Source organism: Pseudomonas entomophila (assembly GCF_018417595.1).
GTDB classification, from domain to species: Bacteria; Pseudomonadota; Gammaproteobacteria; order Pseudomonadales; family Pseudomonadaceae; genus Aquipseudomonas; species Aquipseudomonas entomophila_C.
On the sequence record NZ_CP070982.1, the window covers coordinates 5186278 to 5202239 of the forward strand.

General features: G+C 65.0%; 16 protein-coding genes. 4 read left to right on the top strand and 12 right to left on the bottom strand.

Translation table 11 applies throughout. The annotated features are described in order from the left end of the window. Positions 1 to 26: 26 nt before the first annotated feature. The 9 genes from JYG34_RS22755 to JYG34_RS22795 form a co-directional block, all read right to left on the bottom strand. Positions 27 to 1187, bottom strand: coding sequence for a D-alanyl-D-alanine carboxypeptidase family protein (locus tag JYG34_RS22755; protein WP_213658441.1), 1161 nt, complete (start codon positions 1185 to 1187; stop codon positions 27 to 29). A 229-nt stretch (positions 1188 to 1416) separates the two neighbouring features. Further along, positions 1417 to 2415, bottom strand: coding sequence for a septal ring lytic transglycosylase RlpA family protein (locus JYG34_RS22760; protein WP_213658442.1), 999 nt, complete (start codon positions 2413 to 2415; stop codon positions 1417 to 1419). Next, entirely contained in the window at positions 2415 to 3425 is a 1011-nt protein-coding gene (mltB, locus tag JYG34_RS22765) for a lytic murein transglycosylase B (RefSeq protein ID WP_213658443.1), read from the bottom strand. The genes JYG34_RS22760 and mltB overlap by 1 nt, the downstream gene beginning before the upstream one ends. A 17-nt stretch (positions 3426 to 3442) precedes the next feature. Further along, positions 3443 to 4546, bottom strand: coding sequence for a rod shape-determining protein RodA (gene rodA, locus JYG34_RS22770; protein WP_011535843.1), 1104 nt, complete (start codon positions 4544 to 4546; stop codon positions 3443 to 3445). Positions 4547 to 4584: 38 nt separating this feature from the next. Beyond that, positions 4585 to 6483, bottom strand: coding sequence for a penicillin-binding protein 2 (gene mrdA / locus JYG34_RS22775; protein WP_213658444.1), 1899 nt, complete (start codon positions 6481 to 6483; stop codon positions 4585 to 4587). Positions 6484 to 6500: 17 nt separating this feature from the next. After that, positions 6501 to 6968 (bottom strand): 23S rRNA (pseudouridine(1915)-N(3))-methyltransferase RlmH, encoded by a 468-nt coding sequence (gene rlmH, locus JYG34_RS22780; protein ID WP_011535845.1) that lies wholly within the window; start codon positions 6966 to 6968, stop codon positions 6501 to 6503. A 9-nt stretch (positions 6969 to 6977) separates the two neighbouring features. Further along, the gene (gene rsfS / locus JYG34_RS22785) at positions 6978 to 7406 is read right to left on the bottom strand and encodes a ribosome silencing factor (RefSeq protein ID WP_062575306.1); all 429 of its coding nucleotides are present in this window, start codon (positions 7404 to 7406) and stop codon (positions 6978 to 6980) included. A gap of 44 nt (positions 7407 to 7450) precedes the next feature. Continuing rightward, complete coding sequence (gene nadD, locus JYG34_RS22790; RefSeq protein WP_213658445.1) at positions 7451 to 8110, bottom strand: nicotinate-nucleotide adenylyltransferase; 660 nt, start codon at positions 8108 to 8110, stop codon at positions 7451 to 7453. 1 nt (position 8111) lies between these two features. Beyond that, a complete protein-coding gene (locus JYG34_RS22795) occupies positions 8112 to 9383 on the bottom strand; it encodes a glutamate-5-semialdehyde dehydrogenase (protein ID WP_213658446.1) in 1272 nt (423 codons plus the stop codon). Between the two features lie 307 nt (positions 9384 to 9690). Between JYG34_RS22795 and JYG34_RS22800 the strand changes: the two genes are divergently transcribed. Both JYG34_RS22800 and JYG34_RS22805 read left to right on the top strand, forming a co-directional pair. After that, positions 9691 to 10383 (top strand): DNA-3-methyladenine glycosylase, encoded by a 693-nt coding sequence (locus JYG34_RS22800; RefSeq protein ID WP_213658447.1) that lies wholly within the window; start codon positions 9691 to 9693, stop codon positions 10381 to 10383. 3 nt (positions 10384 to 10386) lie between these two features. Beyond that, a complete protein-coding gene (locus tag JYG34_RS22805) occupies positions 10387 to 11703 on the top strand; it encodes a bifunctional DedA family/phosphatase PAP2 family protein (RefSeq protein WP_213658448.1) in 1317 nt (438 codons plus the stop codon). A gap of 101 nt (positions 11704 to 11804) precedes the next feature. Here the strand turns inward: JYG34_RS22805 and JYG34_RS22810 are convergent, their stop codons facing one another. The 3 genes from JYG34_RS22810 to JYG34_RS22820 are packed head-to-tail and all read right to left on the bottom strand — an operon-like array spanning position 11805 to position 13480. Continuing rightward, positions 11805 to 12395: an LON peptidase substrate-binding domain-containing protein gene (locus JYG34_RS22810; protein WP_213658449.1), complete on the bottom strand. Its 591-nt coding sequence runs from the start codon at positions 12393 to 12395 to the stop codon at positions 11805 to 11807. 9 nt (positions 12396 to 12404) lie between these two features. Then, complete coding sequence (locus JYG34_RS22815; protein ID WP_213658450.1) at positions 12405 to 13121, bottom strand: LrgB family protein; 717 nt, start codon at positions 13119 to 13121, stop codon at positions 12405 to 12407. Then, positions 13118 to 13480 (bottom strand): CidA/LrgA family protein, encoded by a 363-nt coding sequence (locus JYG34_RS22820; protein ID WP_213658451.1) that lies wholly within the window; start codon positions 13478 to 13480, stop codon positions 13118 to 13120. The genes JYG34_RS22815 and JYG34_RS22820 overlap by 4 nt, the downstream gene beginning before the upstream one ends. A gap of 149 nt (positions 13481 to 13629) precedes the next feature. Here JYG34_RS22820 and JYG34_RS22825 point away from each other — a divergent pair, with 149 nt between their 5' ends. Then, positions 13630 to 14085, top strand: a complete 456-nt coding sequence (locus tag JYG34_RS22825; protein ID WP_213658452.1) for a MaoC family dehydratase — start codon at positions 13630 to 13632, stop codon at positions 14083 to 14085. A gap of 120 nt (positions 14086 to 14205) precedes the next feature. Further along, positions 14206 to 15939 carry a C13 family peptidase gene (locus tag JYG34_RS22830; protein WP_213658453.1) on the top strand — a complete coding sequence of 578 codons (1734 nt, stop codon included), beginning with the start codon at positions 14206 to 14208 and terminating at the stop codon, positions 15937 to 15939. Positions 15940 to 15962: the final 23 nt, after the last annotated feature.

Here is a 15962-nt window from a genome sequence, read left to right on the forward strand (position 1 = left end):
GTTCACGGGGGCATGCAGGTCACGTGTCAGTTGAACAACCCGTAGAAGAACAGACGGATGCTATCCCACATACGGCGCAAGAATCCGCCTTCCTCCACGCCATCGAGAGCGATGAGGTCGGCACTGTGAACGACTTTCTCGTCCAGTTTGACTTCCACTTTGCCGATCACGTCACCTTTATTGATCGGTGCGGTGAGCTGCGGGTTCATGGTCATCGAAGCCTGGAGGCGTTTCAATTGGCCTTTAGGCATGGTCATGGTCAGGTCGTTGGCCAGGCCGGCTTTCACCTGGTTGGTGGCGCCTTTCCATACCGGAGCCTGGGTCAGCTCGGTGCCTTTCTGGTAGAAGGTCTGGGTTTCGAAGAAGCGGAAACCGTAGGTCAGCAGCTTTTGCGTCTCGGCGGCACGGGACTGTTCGCTGTTGGTACCGAACACCACGGCGATCAGGCGCTGGCCGTCGCGAACGGCCGAAGCGACCATGCAGTAGCCGGCTTCGTCGGTGTGGCCGGTCTTCAGGCCGTCGACGGTCTTGTCGCGCCACAGCAGCAGGTTGCGGTTAGGCTGCTTGATGTTGTTCCAGTAGAACTCTTTCTGCGAGTAGATGGCGTAGTGCGCGGGGTCTTCGTTGATGATCGCGCGTGCCAGCAGGGCCATGTCGTGGGCCGAGGAGTAGTGCTCCGGGTTCGGCAGGCCGGTCGGGTTCATGAAGTGGCTGTTGGCCATCCCCAGGTCACCGGCGGTCTTGTTCATCATGTCGGCGAAGGCGTCTTCGCTGCCGGCGATGTGCTCGGACAGGGCAACAGAGGCATCGTTGCCCGACTGGATGATGATGCCGTGCAGCAGGTCGCTGACGGTGACCTGGCTACCGACCTTGATGAACATGCGCGAACCACCGGTGCGCCAGGCGTTCTCGCTGACGGTGACCGGGTCGTTCTCGCCGATCTGGCCACGACGGATGTCCAGGGTGGCGATATAGGCGGTCATCAGCTTGGTCAGGCTGGCTGGCGGCAGGCGCTCGTCACCGTTGTTCTCGACCAGCACGTTGCCGCTGGACGCGTCCATGAGTACGTAGGACTTGGCGGCCAGTTGCGGAGGTGCCGGCATCATCTGCTCCGCCGCGAAGGCGGCAGGCGTGATCAGCAGCAGAACGGGCAGGCAGAGTCGTTTGGCAAGGTTGGTGATGTTCATCCGTCTCTCGTAAATCGCTAATGGTCTGATGTTTCGTGGGCAGGTTCGGTTGCCCAGCGCCCCGTCAGTCTAGTTTTATGGCCTGTGGCCTGGCCCGACTGTGCGACGTAATGCCGCTGCGGGCAAAAACGGGCATTGTACATGCCATTGCCCGGCAATTCATGAACAAACCGACAGGTCGGCGTGCTCTGCTTCGCGGGCAAACCCGCGAAGGGTTCGGCACATAGCGTCAGTCGGTCACGACCTTCGCCTGCCCCAGGTTCGCCAGGCGAATGCTGTCCTGGGCCTGCTGGATCTCGCCCTGGCTGCTGATCGGCCCCAGGCGCACCCGGTGAAGCGTCTGCTGGTTGCGCACGATGGAGCTGATGAACACCGGCGCGCTGACCATGGTGCTCAGCTTCGAGCGCAGCAACTCGGCGGCATCCGGGTTGGCGAACGCGCCCACCTGCAGGAAGCTGCCACCGTTGCCGTTCGGTACGTTGTTACCCCCCACTTGCACCGGCACCACGGGTGCCGCGTGCTGCTGCGGCGGGGGGGTCCATTGCTCGACCCGCCCGGTGCTGGCCGCAATCGGCTGAGCCTGGGCCACCTGTGGCTCCTTGAGCATCAGCGGTGGCTGCTGGCCACGCTGGGCCCACCATTGCTGTGGATCGATCCCCTCGACGCGCACATGCGCGGTGCCGATCTCGGCATAGCCGAGCTTCTTCGCTGCCGCATAAGACAAATCGATGATGCGATCGGAATAGAACGGGCCACGATCGTTGACCCGCAGGATCACGCTGCGGCCGTTGGCCAGGTTGGTCACCCGCACGTAGGCCGGCAGCGGCAGGGTCTTGTGCGCCGCGCTCATGCCGTAGAGGTCATAGAGCTCACCGTTGGCGGTGTTCTGGCCGTGGAACTTGGTGCCGTACCACGAGGCGGTGCCTTCAGCGCGGTAGCTGCGCGAGTCCTGCATCGGGTAGTAAGTCTTGCCCATCACCGTGTACGGGTTGGCTTTGTAGTTGCCGGTGTGCACGGTCGGGGTGGCGTCGGGGATCTTGTTGACGTCGACATCCCACCAGGGCGCGCCATCCTTGTGGGCGCGGTTGATGTCCAGGCCCGGCTGCGCGCGGACGGTGTTGCCACCACTCTGCGGTGCGGGGCGGCTGGAGGAGCAGCTGGCCAGGACCAGGCCCACGGCGAGGCAGGTCAACAGCTTGGCGGTGTTCACTGTGAAGAATTCGCGCATTACTTGACGCCCCGTGCCAGAACCAGCTGTTGCGCAAGCTGATGCACCGCCATGGCGTACATCACGCTGCGGTTGTAGCGCGTGATCGCGTAGAAGTTCTTCAGGCCCATCCAGTACTCGGGGCCGTTTTCGCCTTCCAGGCGGAAGGCGGTGACCGGCAGATCATCGCGCAACGCATCATGGCTCGACCAGCCCAGCGCTCGCAACTCCCCGACCGTCTTCACCGGCTCGATTCCAGTGGTCAGGCCCTCGTCGACGCGCTCGCCACGCACCTGGGCAGGGCTGACAACCGGTTCGCCGGCCACCCAGCCATGGCGCTTGAAGTAGCTGGCGACGCTGCCGATGGCATCGTCCGGGTTGTTCCAGATATTGATGTGGCCGTCACCGTCGAAGTCCACCGCATAGTTGCGGAAGCTGCTGGGCATGAACTGCGGCAGGCCCATGGCGCCGGCGTAGGAGCCCTTGAGCGTCAGTGGGTCGAGCTGTTCCTCGCGGGCCAGCAGGAGGAACTCGCGCAGCTCCTTGCGGAAGAATTCGGCACGCGGCGGGTAGTCGAAGCCCAGCGTGGACAGGGCATCGATGACGCGATAGTTGCCGGTATTGCGACCGAAGAAGGTCTCCACGCCGATGATCGAGACGATATATTGTGCCGGCACGCCATATTCCTGCTCGGCGCGGGCCAGGGCGGCCTCGTGCTGGCGCCAGAAGTCCACGCCGCGGGCAATCCGCGCATCGGTGAGGAACATCGGGCGGTATTCTTTCCAGGGTTTGACCCGCTCGGCCGGCCGCGAGATCGCGTCGAGGATCGCCTGCTTGCGCTGCACCTCGCGGAACACGCCCATCAGTTGCTCGCCGGCAAAACCGTAGTCGCGGGTCATCTCGCCGACGAACTCGGCCACCTGGGGCGAGTTGTCGTAATCGCCGGCAACAGCCTGCTGGACAGCGCCGAACAGGCCCACCGCGCCGATCCACGGCACACAACGGGCAGCCCAGTTACGCACTGCTTGCATTGAATTCTTCACCTTTTTCAAACTTGCGCGATCCATTTGCGGTGCGTGTGGATCGACATCAGAACGCCAAACGCTGACAGCAGCGTCACCAACGAAGTTCCGCCATAGCTGATGAAGGGCAGCGGCACGCCCACCACGGGCAGAAGGCCGCTGACCATACCGATATTGACGAACACATAAACAAAGAAGGTCATGGTCAGGCTGCCCGCGAGCAGCTTGCCGAACAGGGTCTGCGCCTGGGCGGTGATCATCAGCCCACGGCCGATCAGCAGCAGGTAGACGATCAGCAACAGGCAGATGCCGACCAGGCCGAATTCCTCACCCAACACGGCGATGATGAAGTCGGTGTGGCTCTCGGGCAGGAAGTCCAGGTGCGACTGGGTGCCCAGCAGCCAGCCCTTGCCGAATACCCCGCCCGAGCCGATCGCCGCCTTGGACTGGATGATGTTCCAGCCGGTGCCCAACGGGTCGCTTTCCGGGTCGAGGAAGGTCAGCACGCGCTGCTTCTGATAGTCGTGCATGACGAAGAACCACATGGCCACCGCCACCGGTACTGCCGCGGCGATGACGCTGATGATCCAGCGCCAGCGCAGGCCGCCCATGAACAGCACGAAGGCGCCGGAGGCGAGGATCAGCAGCGCCGTGCCCAGGTCGGGCTGGCGCACGATAAGAATGAATGGCACACCGATCATCACCAGGCTGATCGCCACATGCTTCAAATGCGGTGGCAAAGTGCGCTTGGACAGGTACCAGGCGATGGTCGCCGGCATGATGATCTTCATGAACTCCGAGGGCTGGAAACGGATCACCCCGGGGATGTTGATCCAGCGCGTGGCGCCCATGGCGTTGTGGCCCATCACGTCCACCACCACCAGCAGGAACACCCCGGCCAGGTAGGCCAGCGGCACCCAGCGCGCCATGAAGCGCGGCTCGAGCTGGGCGATGACGAACATCGACACCAGGCCGATGCCGAACGAGCTGGCCTGCTTCATCAGCAGGTCCCAGTTCTTGCCGCTGGCCGAATAGAGCACGAACAGGCTGCCGGCGGCCAGCGTCAGCAGGATGAGCAGCAAGGGGCCGTCGACATGGATGCGCTGCAGGAAGCTGGCGCGCCTGCGCATCACGTCCTCGCTGGAGAGCATGCGATCGAAATTGTTCTTCACGGGGCCGGTTCCTGGGCGACTGTGGCGGGGCCGAACTCGGGCTTGAGGCGGCCGTTCTCGTCGAGCAGCCAGGCGTCCATGACCTGACGCACCACGGGGGCGGCGACGCCGGAGCCGGACTCGCCGTTCTCGACCATCACCGAGACCACGATCTTCGGGTCTTCGGCGGGGGCGAAGGCAACGAACAGCGCGTGGTCGCGGTGTCGTTCCTGGAGTTTGTTGCGGTCGTACTTCTCGCCCTGCTTGATCGCCACGACCTGGGCGGTGCCGCTCTTGCCGGCGATACGGTAGATCGAGCCGAGGGCGGCCTTGCGCGCGGTGCCGCGGGCGCCGTGCATCACCTGCTCCATGCCGTGGGTGACCTTGGCCCAGTCGGACTTGTCACGCAGGACGATGTTCTCCATGGGGTTCTCGTCCACCGGCGGCTGGCCTTCGATGGTCTTGGCCAGGTGCGGGCGGTTCCACACGCCCTTGTTGGCGATCAACGCGGTAGCCTGGGCCAGCTGCAGGGGCGTGGCCTGCATGTAGCCCTGGCCGATGCCGAGGATCAGGGTTTCACCTGGGAACCAGGCCTGGCGACGGGTCGCGCGCTTCCACTCGCGCGAGGGCATCAGGCCTGGAGACTCTTCGAACATGTCCAGCGAAACCTTCTGCCCAATACCGAACTTGTTCATGTAGCTGGACAGTCGATCGATACCCATCTTGTGCGCAAGATCATAGAAGTACGTGTCGTTGGAACGCATGATCGCCACATCCAGGTCCACCCAGCCATCGCCGGTGCGGTTCCAGTTGCGGTACTTGTGATCGTAGTTGGGCAACTGGTAGTAGCCCGGGTCGAACACCCGGCTGCCCGCCGTGACCACGCCACTGTCGAGGCCCGCGATGGCCACCGCCGGCTTGATGGTCGAGCCGGGCGGGTACAGGCCGCGCAGCACGCGGTTGAACAGCGGCCGGTCGATCGAGTCGCGCAGCTCGGCGTAGGCCTTGAAACTGATGCCGGTGACGAACAAGTTAGGGTCGAAGCTTGGTTGGCTGACCATCGCCAGCACCTCGCCGGTGCGCGGGTCGAGGGCGACGATGGCGCCACGGCGCCCGCCCAACGCCTGCTCGGCGGCCTCCTGCAGCTTGATGTCGAGGCTCAGGACAATATCCTTGCCCGGCTTGGGGTCGGTGCGCTTGAGCACCCGCAGCACCCGGCCACGGGCGTTGGTCTCGACTTCCTCGTAACCGACCTGGCCATGCAGCTCGGGTTCGTAGAAGCGCTCGATGCCCGTCTTGCCGATGTGGTGGGTACCGCTGTAGTTCACCGGGTCGAGGGTCTTGAGTTCCTTCTCGTTGATCCGCCCCACATACCCCACGGAATGAGCAAAATGCGCACCCTGCGGGTAGTGGCGCACCAACTGCGCGGCCACTTCCACGCCGGGCAGGCGGAACTGGTTCACGGCGATGCGGGCGATCTGCTCTTCGTTGAGCTCGAACAGGATGGGTACTGGCTCGAAGGGCCGGCGCCCCTGCTTCATGCGCTTCTCGAACAGGGCGCGATCGTCCGGAGTCAGTTCCAGCACTTCGACGATCACATCCAGCACCTCCTGCCACTTGCCGGGGTTGCCGGCGCGTTCGCGGGTCATGACCAGGCTGAAGCTGGGGCGGTTGTCGGCGACCACCACCCCGTTGCGGTCGAAGATCAACCCACGGGTTGGCGGAATCGGCTGCACATGCACCCGGTTGTTCTCCGACAGTGTCGAGTGGTAGTCGTACTGGATGACCTGAAGAAAGTACAGCCGGGCGATCAGCACGCAGACGAGCGCCACCACCGCCACGGCGCCCACGACGACGCGGTTGCGCACCAGGCGGGCGTCTTTCTCGTGGTCCTTGAGGCGGATCTGCTGCGGCATCGGGCGGGCTTACAGGTTCATTTGTGGTAGGGATGCCCGGACAACACGGTCCAGGCGCGGTAGATCTGCTCGCCGATGAGTATCCTTACCAACGGGTGCGGCAGCGTCAGTGGCGACAGCGACCAGCGCTGCTCGCTGCGCGCACAGACCTCAGGTGCCAGCCCTTCCGGGCCACCCACCATCAGGTTGACCGTGCGCGCATCCAGGCGCCAGCGGTCGAGCTCACCGGCAAGCTGCTCGGTACTCCAGGGCTTGCCATGGACCTCGAGGGTGACGATGCGTTCCCCCGGCTGCACCTTGCTCAGCATCGCCTCGCCCTCCTGACGGATCAGGCGGGCGACATCGGCGTTCTTGCCGCGGGTGTTCAGCGGGATTTCCACCAGCTCCAGCGCAAGCTCGGAGGGCAGGCGCTTGGCATACTCATGCCAGCCTTCCTCGACCCATTTCGGCATGCGCGAGCCGACCGCGATCAGACGCAGACGCACGGCGCGACCTTATTCCCGATCCTTGAGCTTGTCGGAATAGTCGTGGGTGTTTTCCGGGCTGTGGTGCTTGCCATCGGCGGCACGGCTCTGCTCGGCACCCAGCCACAGGCGCTCCAGGTCGTAGAACTGGCGGGCGGCGGCGGTCATCATGTGCACGATGACGTCGTTCAGGTCGAGCAGCACCCAGTCGCTGTCGCCCTTGCCTTCTTCGCCCAGCGGCTGCGCGCCCTTGGCCTTGACCGCTTCGCGGACCTTTTCCAGCATCGCGTTGATCTGGCGGTTGGAGGTACCGGTGGCGATGATCATGTAGTCGGTCAGGCTGTGCTTTTCACGCACGTCGATGACCTGGATGTCCTGGGCCTTGACGTCTTCCAGCGCGGCCTTGGTCAGTTCGACCAGTTCTTCGCCACTGATGCCATTGATTTTCTGCTTGGTCATATAAAACTCGTTCAACTCGTTGAATGAGGCGCTCGCTGGCGCCGTCAGTTGGACGCACGATACAGGTCGTGCGCCTCGATATAGGCCAGTACTGCGTCCGGCACCAGGAACCGCGCCGACTTGCCGCTGGCCAGCAGCTGTCGGATTTGCGTGGCGGACACCGCGAGCGGGGTCTGCCAGACGAACGAAATGTGCCCCGCCGGGCCGGACATGGCGGTGGGATCGCTCTCCGAGCGCGCCGCCAGCAGGTTGCGCAACTCGTCAGGGGGGTCGACATCGGCATCCGGGCGCTGCAGCACCAGGATGTGACAGTGTTGCAACAGTTCTTCCCAACGGTGCCAGCTGGGCAGGCCGCAGAAGGCATCCCAGCCCAGCACCAGGAACAACTGGTCTTGCGTGTCCAGTTCAGCACGAATCGATTCGAGTGTGTCGATGGTGTACGACGGTTTGTCGCGGGCCAGTTCACGATCATCGACACTCAGGCAGCCGACTCCGGCTACCGCGTCGCGCACCATGGCCAGGCGGTCCTGAGCCGACACCTGTGGGGTGTCGCGGTGCGGCGGGCGGGCGTTGGGCAGCAGGCGCAGCTCGTCCAGGCGCATGAACTCGGCCACTTCCAGCGCGCTGCGCAGGTGGCCGATATGCACCGGGTCGAACGTACCGCCGAGAATGCCGACGCGCCGGACTGCCAAAGCGCTGCTCAACTCAGCACGGCTCCTGGCCGCGCAGCTGGCCGTCACCGATCACCACGTACTTCTCGCAGGTCAGGCCTTCCAGGCCGACCGGACCACGGGCGTGCAGCTTGTCGGTGGAAATACCGATCTCCGCGCCCAGGCCATACTCGAAACCGTCGGCGAAGCAGGTCGGGGTGTTGAGCATGACCGACGCCGAGTCGACTTCGGCCATGAAGCGCCGGGCCTGGCCCTGGTGCTCGGTGATGATCGAATCGGTGTGGTGCGAGCCGTAGTGGTTGATGTGCTCGATGGCCTGCTCCAGGCCATCGACGACGCGGATCGACAGGATCGCGTCGAGGTATTCGGTGTGCCAGTCGTCTTCGCTGGCCGGTTTGCTGTCGATGATCGCCTGGGTGCGCTCGCAACCGCGCAGCTCGACGCCCTTCTCCTGGAAGCGGCGGGCCATCTCCGGCAGGAAGCGCCCGGCCACGCGCTGGTCGACCAGCAGCGTTTCCATGGCGCCGCAGATGCCGTAGCGGTAGGTCTTGGCGTTGAAGGCGACGCGCCAGGCCTTGTCCAGGTCGGCGTGTTCATCGACGAAGATGTGGCAGATGCCGTCGAGGTGCTTGATCACCGGTACCCGGGCGTCACGGCTGATGCGCTCGATCAGGCCACGGCCGCCGCGCGGGACGATGACGTCGACGAACTCCGGCATGCTGATCAGCGCGCCGACCGCTTCACGGTCGGTGGTCTCGACTACCTGCACCACCGCCGGCGGCAGGCCGGCCTCGGCCAGGCCACGCTGGATGCAGGTGGCGATGGCGCGGTTGGAGTGAATGGCTTCGGAGCCGCCGCGCAGGATGGTCGCGTTGCCCGACTTGAGGCACAGGCTGGCGGCGTCGATGGTCACGTTGGGGCGCGACTCGTAGATGATCCCGATCACCCCCAGCGGCACGCGCATCTTGCCAACCTGGATGCCCGACGGGCGGTAGCTCATGTCGCGGATGGCGCCGACCGGGTCCGGCAGGCTGGCCACCTGGCGCAAGCCGGTGATCATGCCGTCGATGCGTGCAGGGGTGAGTGCCAGGCGGTCGAGCAGCGCGGGCTCCAGGCCATTTTCACGGCCATTGGCGAGGTCCTGTTCATTGGCTGCAGTGAGCTCGGCGCGGGCGGCGTCCAGTGCATCGGCGGCGGCTTGCAGGGCGCGGTTCTTCTGCGCGGTGCTGGCACGGCCGATCACCCGCGAGGCCTCACGGGCGGCGCGACCCAGGCGGGTCATGTAGTCAAGAACGGACTCAGTCATGGGCTCGGTGTCTTGGCGAAGGGGAAATCGGCTGATTATAACTGGCGCGCTCGGGTACGCCCAGCGGCGGGTGGCGGATGGTAGAAAATGGCTGGGGGGGATGGGTAGGAAAGATGTAACCGCTCTTATCGAAAATTCCAGGATCCAGTTCAGCCTTTTCGCGGGCAAGCCCGCTCCCACAGGGGTGAAGGCGCCCTCAACCTGTGGGAGCGGGCTTGCCCGCGAAAAGGCCAGCACCGATGTCATTCAGCCTTGATTAAGCCATTCATTGCTATCATCCCCGCCTCGATAGCCACGAACCGCCCATATGCCCGCCCCAGCCCCCTGCCCGGCCCGCGCGCTGCCCGACAGCTTCTTCGACCGCGATGCCCAGACCCTCGCCCGCGAGCTGCTGGGCAAGGTCATCCGCCACCGCCACGGCGACCTCTGGCTGGCCGCGCGGATCATCGAGACCGAGGCTTACTACCTGACCGACAAGGGCAGCCACGCCTCTTTGGGCTACACCGAGAAGCGCAAGGCGCTGTTCCTCGATGGCGGCCACATCTACATGTATTACGCCCGGGGTGGCGACTCGCTGAACTTCAGCGCCCAGGGCCCGGGCAACGCCGTACTGATCAAGTCCGCCTACCCCTGGACCGACGCCCTCTCCGACGAAAACAGCCTGGCACAGATGCAACTCAACAACCCCGACACCAGCGGCAACCTGCGCCCGCCCGAGCGGCTGTGCAATGGCCAGACCCTGCTGTGCCGCGCGATGGGCCTGAAAGTGCCGCATTGGGACGCACAACGGTTCGACCCCGAGCGCCTTTACGTCGAAGACTGCGGCATCGCCGTGAACCGGGTGATCCAGGCGCCGCGCCTGGGCATCCCGCACGGTCGCGACGAACACCTGCCCTACCGCTTCGTCGACGCCGAGTACGCCCGCTACTGCACCCGCAATCCGCTGCGCCGCGGCCAGCACGAAGGCCGCGACTTCTTCATCCTCGAACAAGGAAACTGACCCATGGGCCAATGGCTCGACAGCCTGACCGCCTGGCTCGGCGCCAACCCGCAGTGGCTTGGCCTGGCGATCTTCGTGATCGCCTGCGTGGAATGCCTGGCCATCGCCGGCATCATCGTGCCCGGCACCGTGCTGCTGTTCGCCGTCGCCGTACTGGCCGGCAGCGGTGCCTTCACGATTGGCGAGACCCTGCTGCTGGGCTTCCTCGGCGGCCTGCTCGGTGACGCGCTCTCCTACGGCGTGGGCAAGTACTTCCACCAGAACATCCGCCGCCTGCCGTTGCTGCGCAGCCACCCGGAGTGGATCGGCAGCGCCGAGGCGTACTTCCAGCGCTACGGCATCGCCAGCCTGCTGGTCGGGCGCTTCATCGGCCCGCTACGCCCGATGCTACCAATGGTGGCCGGCATGTTCGACATGCCGCTGCCGCGCTTCATCGCCGTCAGCCTGGTGGCAGGGGCTGGCTGGTCGGTCGCCTACCTGCTGCCGGGCTGGGCCACCGGCGCGGCGATGCGGCTGCCTTTGCCGGAGGGCTTCTGGCTGGAGGCCGGCATCGTCTTCAGCACGCTCGCGGTGCTGATCGGCCTGAGCCTGAACAGCAGCCTGCGCGACCAACGCTACGGTACACGGCTGATCGCCGCGCTGAGCAGCCTGGCGGTGGCGGCGCTGTTCATCGGCTGGCCCTACCTCAACGAATTCGACCAGGGCTTGATGACCCTGGTGCAGGAGCATCGCAGCCAGGCCATCGATGGCGCCGTGGTGATGATTACCCGGCTGGGCGACTTCCGCACCCAGTTCTTCCTCGGCGGCCTGTTGACCGGCCTGCTGTTGCTGGCCCGGCAATGGCGCCATGCGCTGTTCGCCGGGGCGACACTAATCGGTACCGCGCTGGCCAATGGCTCGCTGAAATGGCTGTTTGCCCGCGCACGCCCGGAAGTGCTGGCCGATCCGTTGACCAGCTACAGCATGCCCAGTGGACACAGTTCGGCGTCGTTCGCGTTCTTTCTGGTGCTGGCAGTACTGGCCGGGCGTGGTCAGCCACCGCGCATGCGCCTGACCTGGGTGTTGCTGGGCTGCCTGCCGGCGCTGGCCATCGCCCTGTCGCGGGTGTACCTGGGGGCGCACTGGCCGACGGATATCCTGGCCGGGGCATTGCTGGCGTGCTGCGTATGCGCGGTGAGCCTGACACTGGTGCAACATCGCCAGCCGCTCACGGCGTTGTCGCAACGGGTATGGTGGCTGGTGCTGCCGGCCTGTGTCGCGCTGTTGTCGTTCTTCATGCTGCATGCGCTGCCCAAGGCGTTGTTGCGCTACCAGTACTGAGGTTGGCTGCACCGGCCCTTTCGCGGGTAAACCCGCTCCCACAGAAGCAGCGCCGTACCTGTGGGAGCGGGTTTACCCGCGCAGAAGCCGACGCGGGTTGATCAGGCGAACAGTTCGCCCTGAATCCGTTCGAGCAGCGCCTGGATCGCCTCCAGCCGCCGCTGCGGAGAATCGATCGCCAGCAGGTCCAGCTTGTCCTCCTCCACGAACGGCAACAGGTACGCCAGCTGGTTGCCCAGCGACTGGCGCCCATCGACATCCCGGGGCATGTCCAGCGCCTCCACCATCGGGTGCTCGCCCAGCGCCAGCAGCAACGCCAGCAGGTCATCGTCCTGCTCCACCAACGGGCTGTCCGCCTGGTCAGGCAACCACTGCACCTCGGCGAGCATGAGCTGGTCCTTCTGCACCTCGGTCTGCTCGACAGTGAACCGCCGGACACCTTCGACGCGGATACCCAGCAAACCATTGTCCTGCTGCACGAAGTCGCGGATCAGCGCCTCGCAACCAATCGAGGCCACCGCTGGCGGGGCCTTGCCCACCTGCTCGCCTTCGAGGATGCACACCACGCCAAAGCCCGTGCCCTGCTTCATGCAACGGCCGATCATGTCCAGGTAGCGTGCCTCGAAGATCTGCAGGTCGAGCAGGCAACCGGGGAACAACACGGTATTGAGGGGAAAAAGCGGTAGCGTCATGTGTTTTCCTCAAGCCACCAGGCTGACCGCCAGCGGCAGGAAGACTGCCGTGGCCACGCCCATCAGGCTCATCGCCAGCGCGGCGAAGGCGCCGCATTCATCACTTTCCTGCAAGGCCACCGAGGTGCCGACCGCATGGGCGGTCACCCCCAGCGCCATGCCCCGCGCCTCGGGGCTGAGCACACCACAGCGCGTCAGCAGCGCCGGGCCGAAGATCGCCCCGATCACCCCGGTGATCAGCACGAACACCGCCGCCAGGGCCGCCACGCCACCAATCTGCTCGGCCACCAGCATGGCGATGGGCGACGTCACCGACTTCGGCGCCATGGTCATCAGGATCATGTGCTCGGCGCCGAACCACCACCCCAGCGCCAGGCACGCCACGGTGGCGAACAGCCCTCCGACTACCAGCGTAGTAAATGTCGGCCAGAACAGTTGGCGGATGCGCCGCAGGTTGAGGTACAGCGGCACCGCCAGGGCCACGGTGGCCGGGCCGAGAAGAATGTTCATGATTTCGGTGCTCTTGCGGTATTCGCTGTAGTCGATACCGCACAGCAACAGTACGCCGATCACCACCAGCATCGACACCAGCACCGGCTGCAGGAAGATCCAGCGGGTCTTTTCGTAGGCCGCCAGCACCATCTGGTAGGCGGCCAGCGTGATGCCGATGCCGAACAGCGGGTGGTGGATGACCGCATCGAGCGCGCCGTGCCAGTCGAGGGTCATGGCTGCTCCTCGCGCTGGCCCTGGCGATGGATGAGTCGCTGCATCAGCACGCCGACGAACACCAGGGTCAGCAGACAGGAGATCAGCAGCGCGCCGACGATGGCCCAGAAGTCCGCGGCGATATCCCTGGCGTAGACCATCACCCCCACCGCCGGCGGCACCAGCAGCAACGGCAGGTAGCGCAACAGGCTGCTGGCGGCGTCGTTGAGCGGCTTGCCCACCTCGCCACGGATCATCAGGAAGGCCAGCAGCAACAGCAGGCCGATGATCGGCCCGGGCAGGATCGCCAGGAACAGGTGATTGATCGCCGTCCCCAGCAACTGGAACAGCACCAGCCAGGTCAAACCACGCAACAGCATAAGGACCTCCCGAGAGCATGGCGGCCATTATAAGCACGCTAAGCAAGTGTCTATAAGGCGATATTCGGCGAAAAGCGGGCAACTTGACTGAAACCGTTCGTCGTGCTGATCTTGCACATTCGTACCAAATGACAATCTGGAGAGTCGCGATGCCCTATGTACCCGTTACAGAGCTTTCGCAGTACGTTGGAAAGGAACTGGGACGTTCCGCCTGGCTGAAGATCGATCAGCAACGCATCAACCTGTTCGCCGAGGCCACCGGCGATTTCCAGTTCATCCATGTGGACCCGGCAAAAGCGGCCAAGACCCCCTTCGGCACCACCATCGCCCATGGTTTCCTCACCCTGTCGCTGATCCCCAAGCTGATGGAAGATATCCTGGTGCTGCCCGAAGGGCTGAAGATGGTGGTCAACTACGGGCTCGACAGCGTGCGCTTCATCCAGCCGGTGAAGGTCGACAGCAATGTGCGGCTGAAGGTCGAACTGGTCGACGCCACCGAGAAGAAACCGGGGCAGTGGCTGCTCAAGGCAACCGCCACCCTCGAGATCGAGGGTGAGGAGAAACCGGCCTATATCGCCGAACCGCTGTCGCTCTGCTTCGTCTGAAGCAGCACGATCCGGCACGAAATCCGTGGGAGCGGCTGAACCCGCTTCCACAAGCGCCGCTCATTCACGCTCCCCGGCATTCTGCGGCATACTCGGCGCATCGTTCGTCCGGACTCCACCATGCGCCCACTGCTTCCCCTCACCCTGATCCTGTTGCTCACCGCTTGCGGCGAAGGCGAACCGCTGTCGCCACCGGACGCACGCCTGCCCGATGGCGGTCGCTACCGTGGCCAGGTGGTCAATGGCCTGCTGCAGGGCGAAGGGCGCATCGACTACCCCAACGGCAGCTGGTACGCCGGCACCTTCAAGGATGGCCAGTGGCACGGCCAGGGCGAATGGCACGGCAGCAACGGCGAGGTGTACCGCGGCCAGTTCAGCGAAGGCCTGTTCCAGGGCCTGGGTGACCTCACCACCCCCGGCAGCCACTATGCCGGCACCTTCAAGCATGGCCGACGCGATGGCGAGGGCGCGCTCAAGCAACACGACCAGACCTACCGTGGCCAATTCAAGGATGACCAGTACGAAGGTGCCGGCCAGCTCGAACTGGCCGACGGCAGCCGCTACCAGGGCCTGTTCGCCAAGGGCAAGCCCAATGGCGCGGGCGTTCGCAGCGACGCCAGCGGCAACCAGTTCAGCGGCCACTTCATCGACGGTCAGCTCCAGGGCGCCGGCACCTACGACAGCACCGACGGCGAGCAATACATCGGTGAATTCAAGGATAACCGCCTGGAAGGTCGCGGCCGCTACGAGAACGCCGATGGCGACGTGTGGATCGGCGACTTCAAGGACGGCGTGCTGGTCGGCGAAGGTGAGCTGCTGGGCAGCGATGGCAGCCGCTACAAGGGCGGCTTCCGCGACTGGCGCTTCAATGGCATGGGCACCCTGCAACTGGCCGATGGCAGCCAGTATGCCGGCGGCTTCGCCGACGACGCCTACCAGGGGCACGGCCAGCTGACCCGCGCCGACGGCAAGGCCGAGGGCGGCACCTGGGTCAATGGTGTGCGTGTGCGCGACGAGAAGGGCAAGCTGCTCCCCGACCCCCTCGATCTTGCCCTGCTCAACCAGGGCAAGCTGCTGGACGACGCGCTGGCCAAGGTTCCACGCTCGGCCGCGCCGCTGCAGCTGTACAGCCTGGTGGTGGCCGGGGACGGCCAGCAGAGCGTGTTCCTGCGCGAGGCCGACTACGTCAGCAACATGCTCAAGGTGCGCTTCGGCGCCCAGGGCCAGGTCACCCTGGTCAACCACCGCGACCACCTGGCCGACCGCCCCATGGCCACCCGCGAGAACCTCACCCGCGCCGCCCGTACCCTGGCCGAACGCAGCGGCCCGCAAGACCTGGTGTTCATCTACCTGACCAGCCACGGCAGCCACGATCACCAGTTGGTGCTGGACCAACCGCGCCTGCAACTGGCCGACCTGAGCGCCGACGAACTGGCAAGCGCCCTCGCGCCGCTCAAGGAGCGCGACAAGGTGATTGTCATCTCGGCCTGCTATTCCGGGGGCTACATCGCCCCGCTCAAGGACGACCGGACCCTGATCATGACCGCCGCGCGCCCCGACCGGGTCTCCTTCGGCTGTTCGGAGGAGGCTGACTTCACCTACTTCGGCGATGCCCTGTTCGCCCAGGCGCTGAACCAGACCGACGACCTGAAACAGGCGTTTGAACTGGCGCGCAAGACCGTTGCCGAAAGAGAACGACGGGACGGTTTCGAGGCCTCCGAGCCGCAGCTGTGGGCCCCGCCAGCGGTGATCGCGCACTGGCAGCGCCTGCGCCGGCAACAGGCCGAGCAAGCCCTGGGCACTGATGCCCGCCCCGCGGCGGGTGACCGCGCAAAAACACCGGGCACCCACTAAGCTTTGAAGTAACAAGGGAGAGA

Excerpts from the sequence above, each read along its gene's own strand:
- JYG34_RS22815 (WP_213658450.1), bottom strand. The coding sequence starts at position 13,121 with ATGACCCTCGACTGGCACGGCGCGCTCGATGCGGTCATCCACCACCCG.
- mltB (WP_213658443.1), bottom strand. The coding sequence starts at position 3,425 with ATGCAAGCAGTGCGTAACTGGGCTGCCCGTTGTGTGCCGTGGATCGGC.
- rodA (WP_011535843.1), bottom strand. The coding sequence starts at position 4,546 with ATGCGCAGGCGCGCCAGCTTCCTGCAGCGCATCCATGTCGACGGCCCC.
- mrdA (WP_213658444.1), bottom strand. The coding sequence starts at position 6,483 with ATGCCGCAGCAGATCCGCCTCAAGGACCACGAGAAAGACGCCCGCCTG.
- JYG34_RS22755 (WP_213658441.1), bottom strand. The coding sequence starts at position 1,187 with ATGAACATCACCAACCTTGCCAAACGACTCTGCCTGCCCGTTCTGCTG.
- JYG34_RS22805 (WP_213658448.1), top strand. The coding sequence starts at position 10,387 with ATGGGCCAATGGCTCGACAGCCTGACCGCCTGGCTCGGCGCCAACCCG.
- JYG34_RS22820 (WP_213658451.1), bottom strand. The coding sequence starts at position 13,480 with ATGCTGTTGCGTGGTTTGACCTGGCTGGTGCTGTTCCAGTTGCTGGGG.
- JYG34_RS22760 (WP_213658442.1), bottom strand. The coding sequence starts at position 2,415 with ATGCGCGAATTCTTCACAGTGAACACCGCCAAGCTGTTGACCTGCCTC.
- rsfS (WP_062575306.1), bottom strand. The coding sequence starts at position 7,406 with ATGACCAAGCAGAAAATCAATGGCATCAGTGGCGAAGAACTGGTCGAA.
- JYG34_RS22825 (WP_213658452.1), top strand. The coding sequence starts at position 13,630 with ATGCCCTATGTACCCGTTACAGAGCTTTCGCAGTACGTTGGAAAGGAA.
- JYG34_RS22795 (WP_213658446.1), bottom strand. The coding sequence starts at position 9,383 with ATGACTGAGTCCGTTCTTGACTACATGACCCGCCTGGGTCGCGCCGCC.
- JYG34_RS22810 (WP_213658449.1), bottom strand. The coding sequence starts at position 12,395 with ATGACGCTACCGCTTTTTCCCCTCAATACCGTGTTGTTCCCCGGTTGC.
- JYG34_RS22830 (WP_213658453.1), top strand. The coding sequence starts at position 14,206 with ATGCGCCCACTGCTTCCCCTCACCCTGATCCTGTTGCTCACCGCTTGC.
- JYG34_RS22800 (WP_213658447.1), top strand. The coding sequence starts at position 9,691 with ATGCCCGCCCCAGCCCCCTGCCCGGCCCGCGCGCTGCCCGACAGCTTC.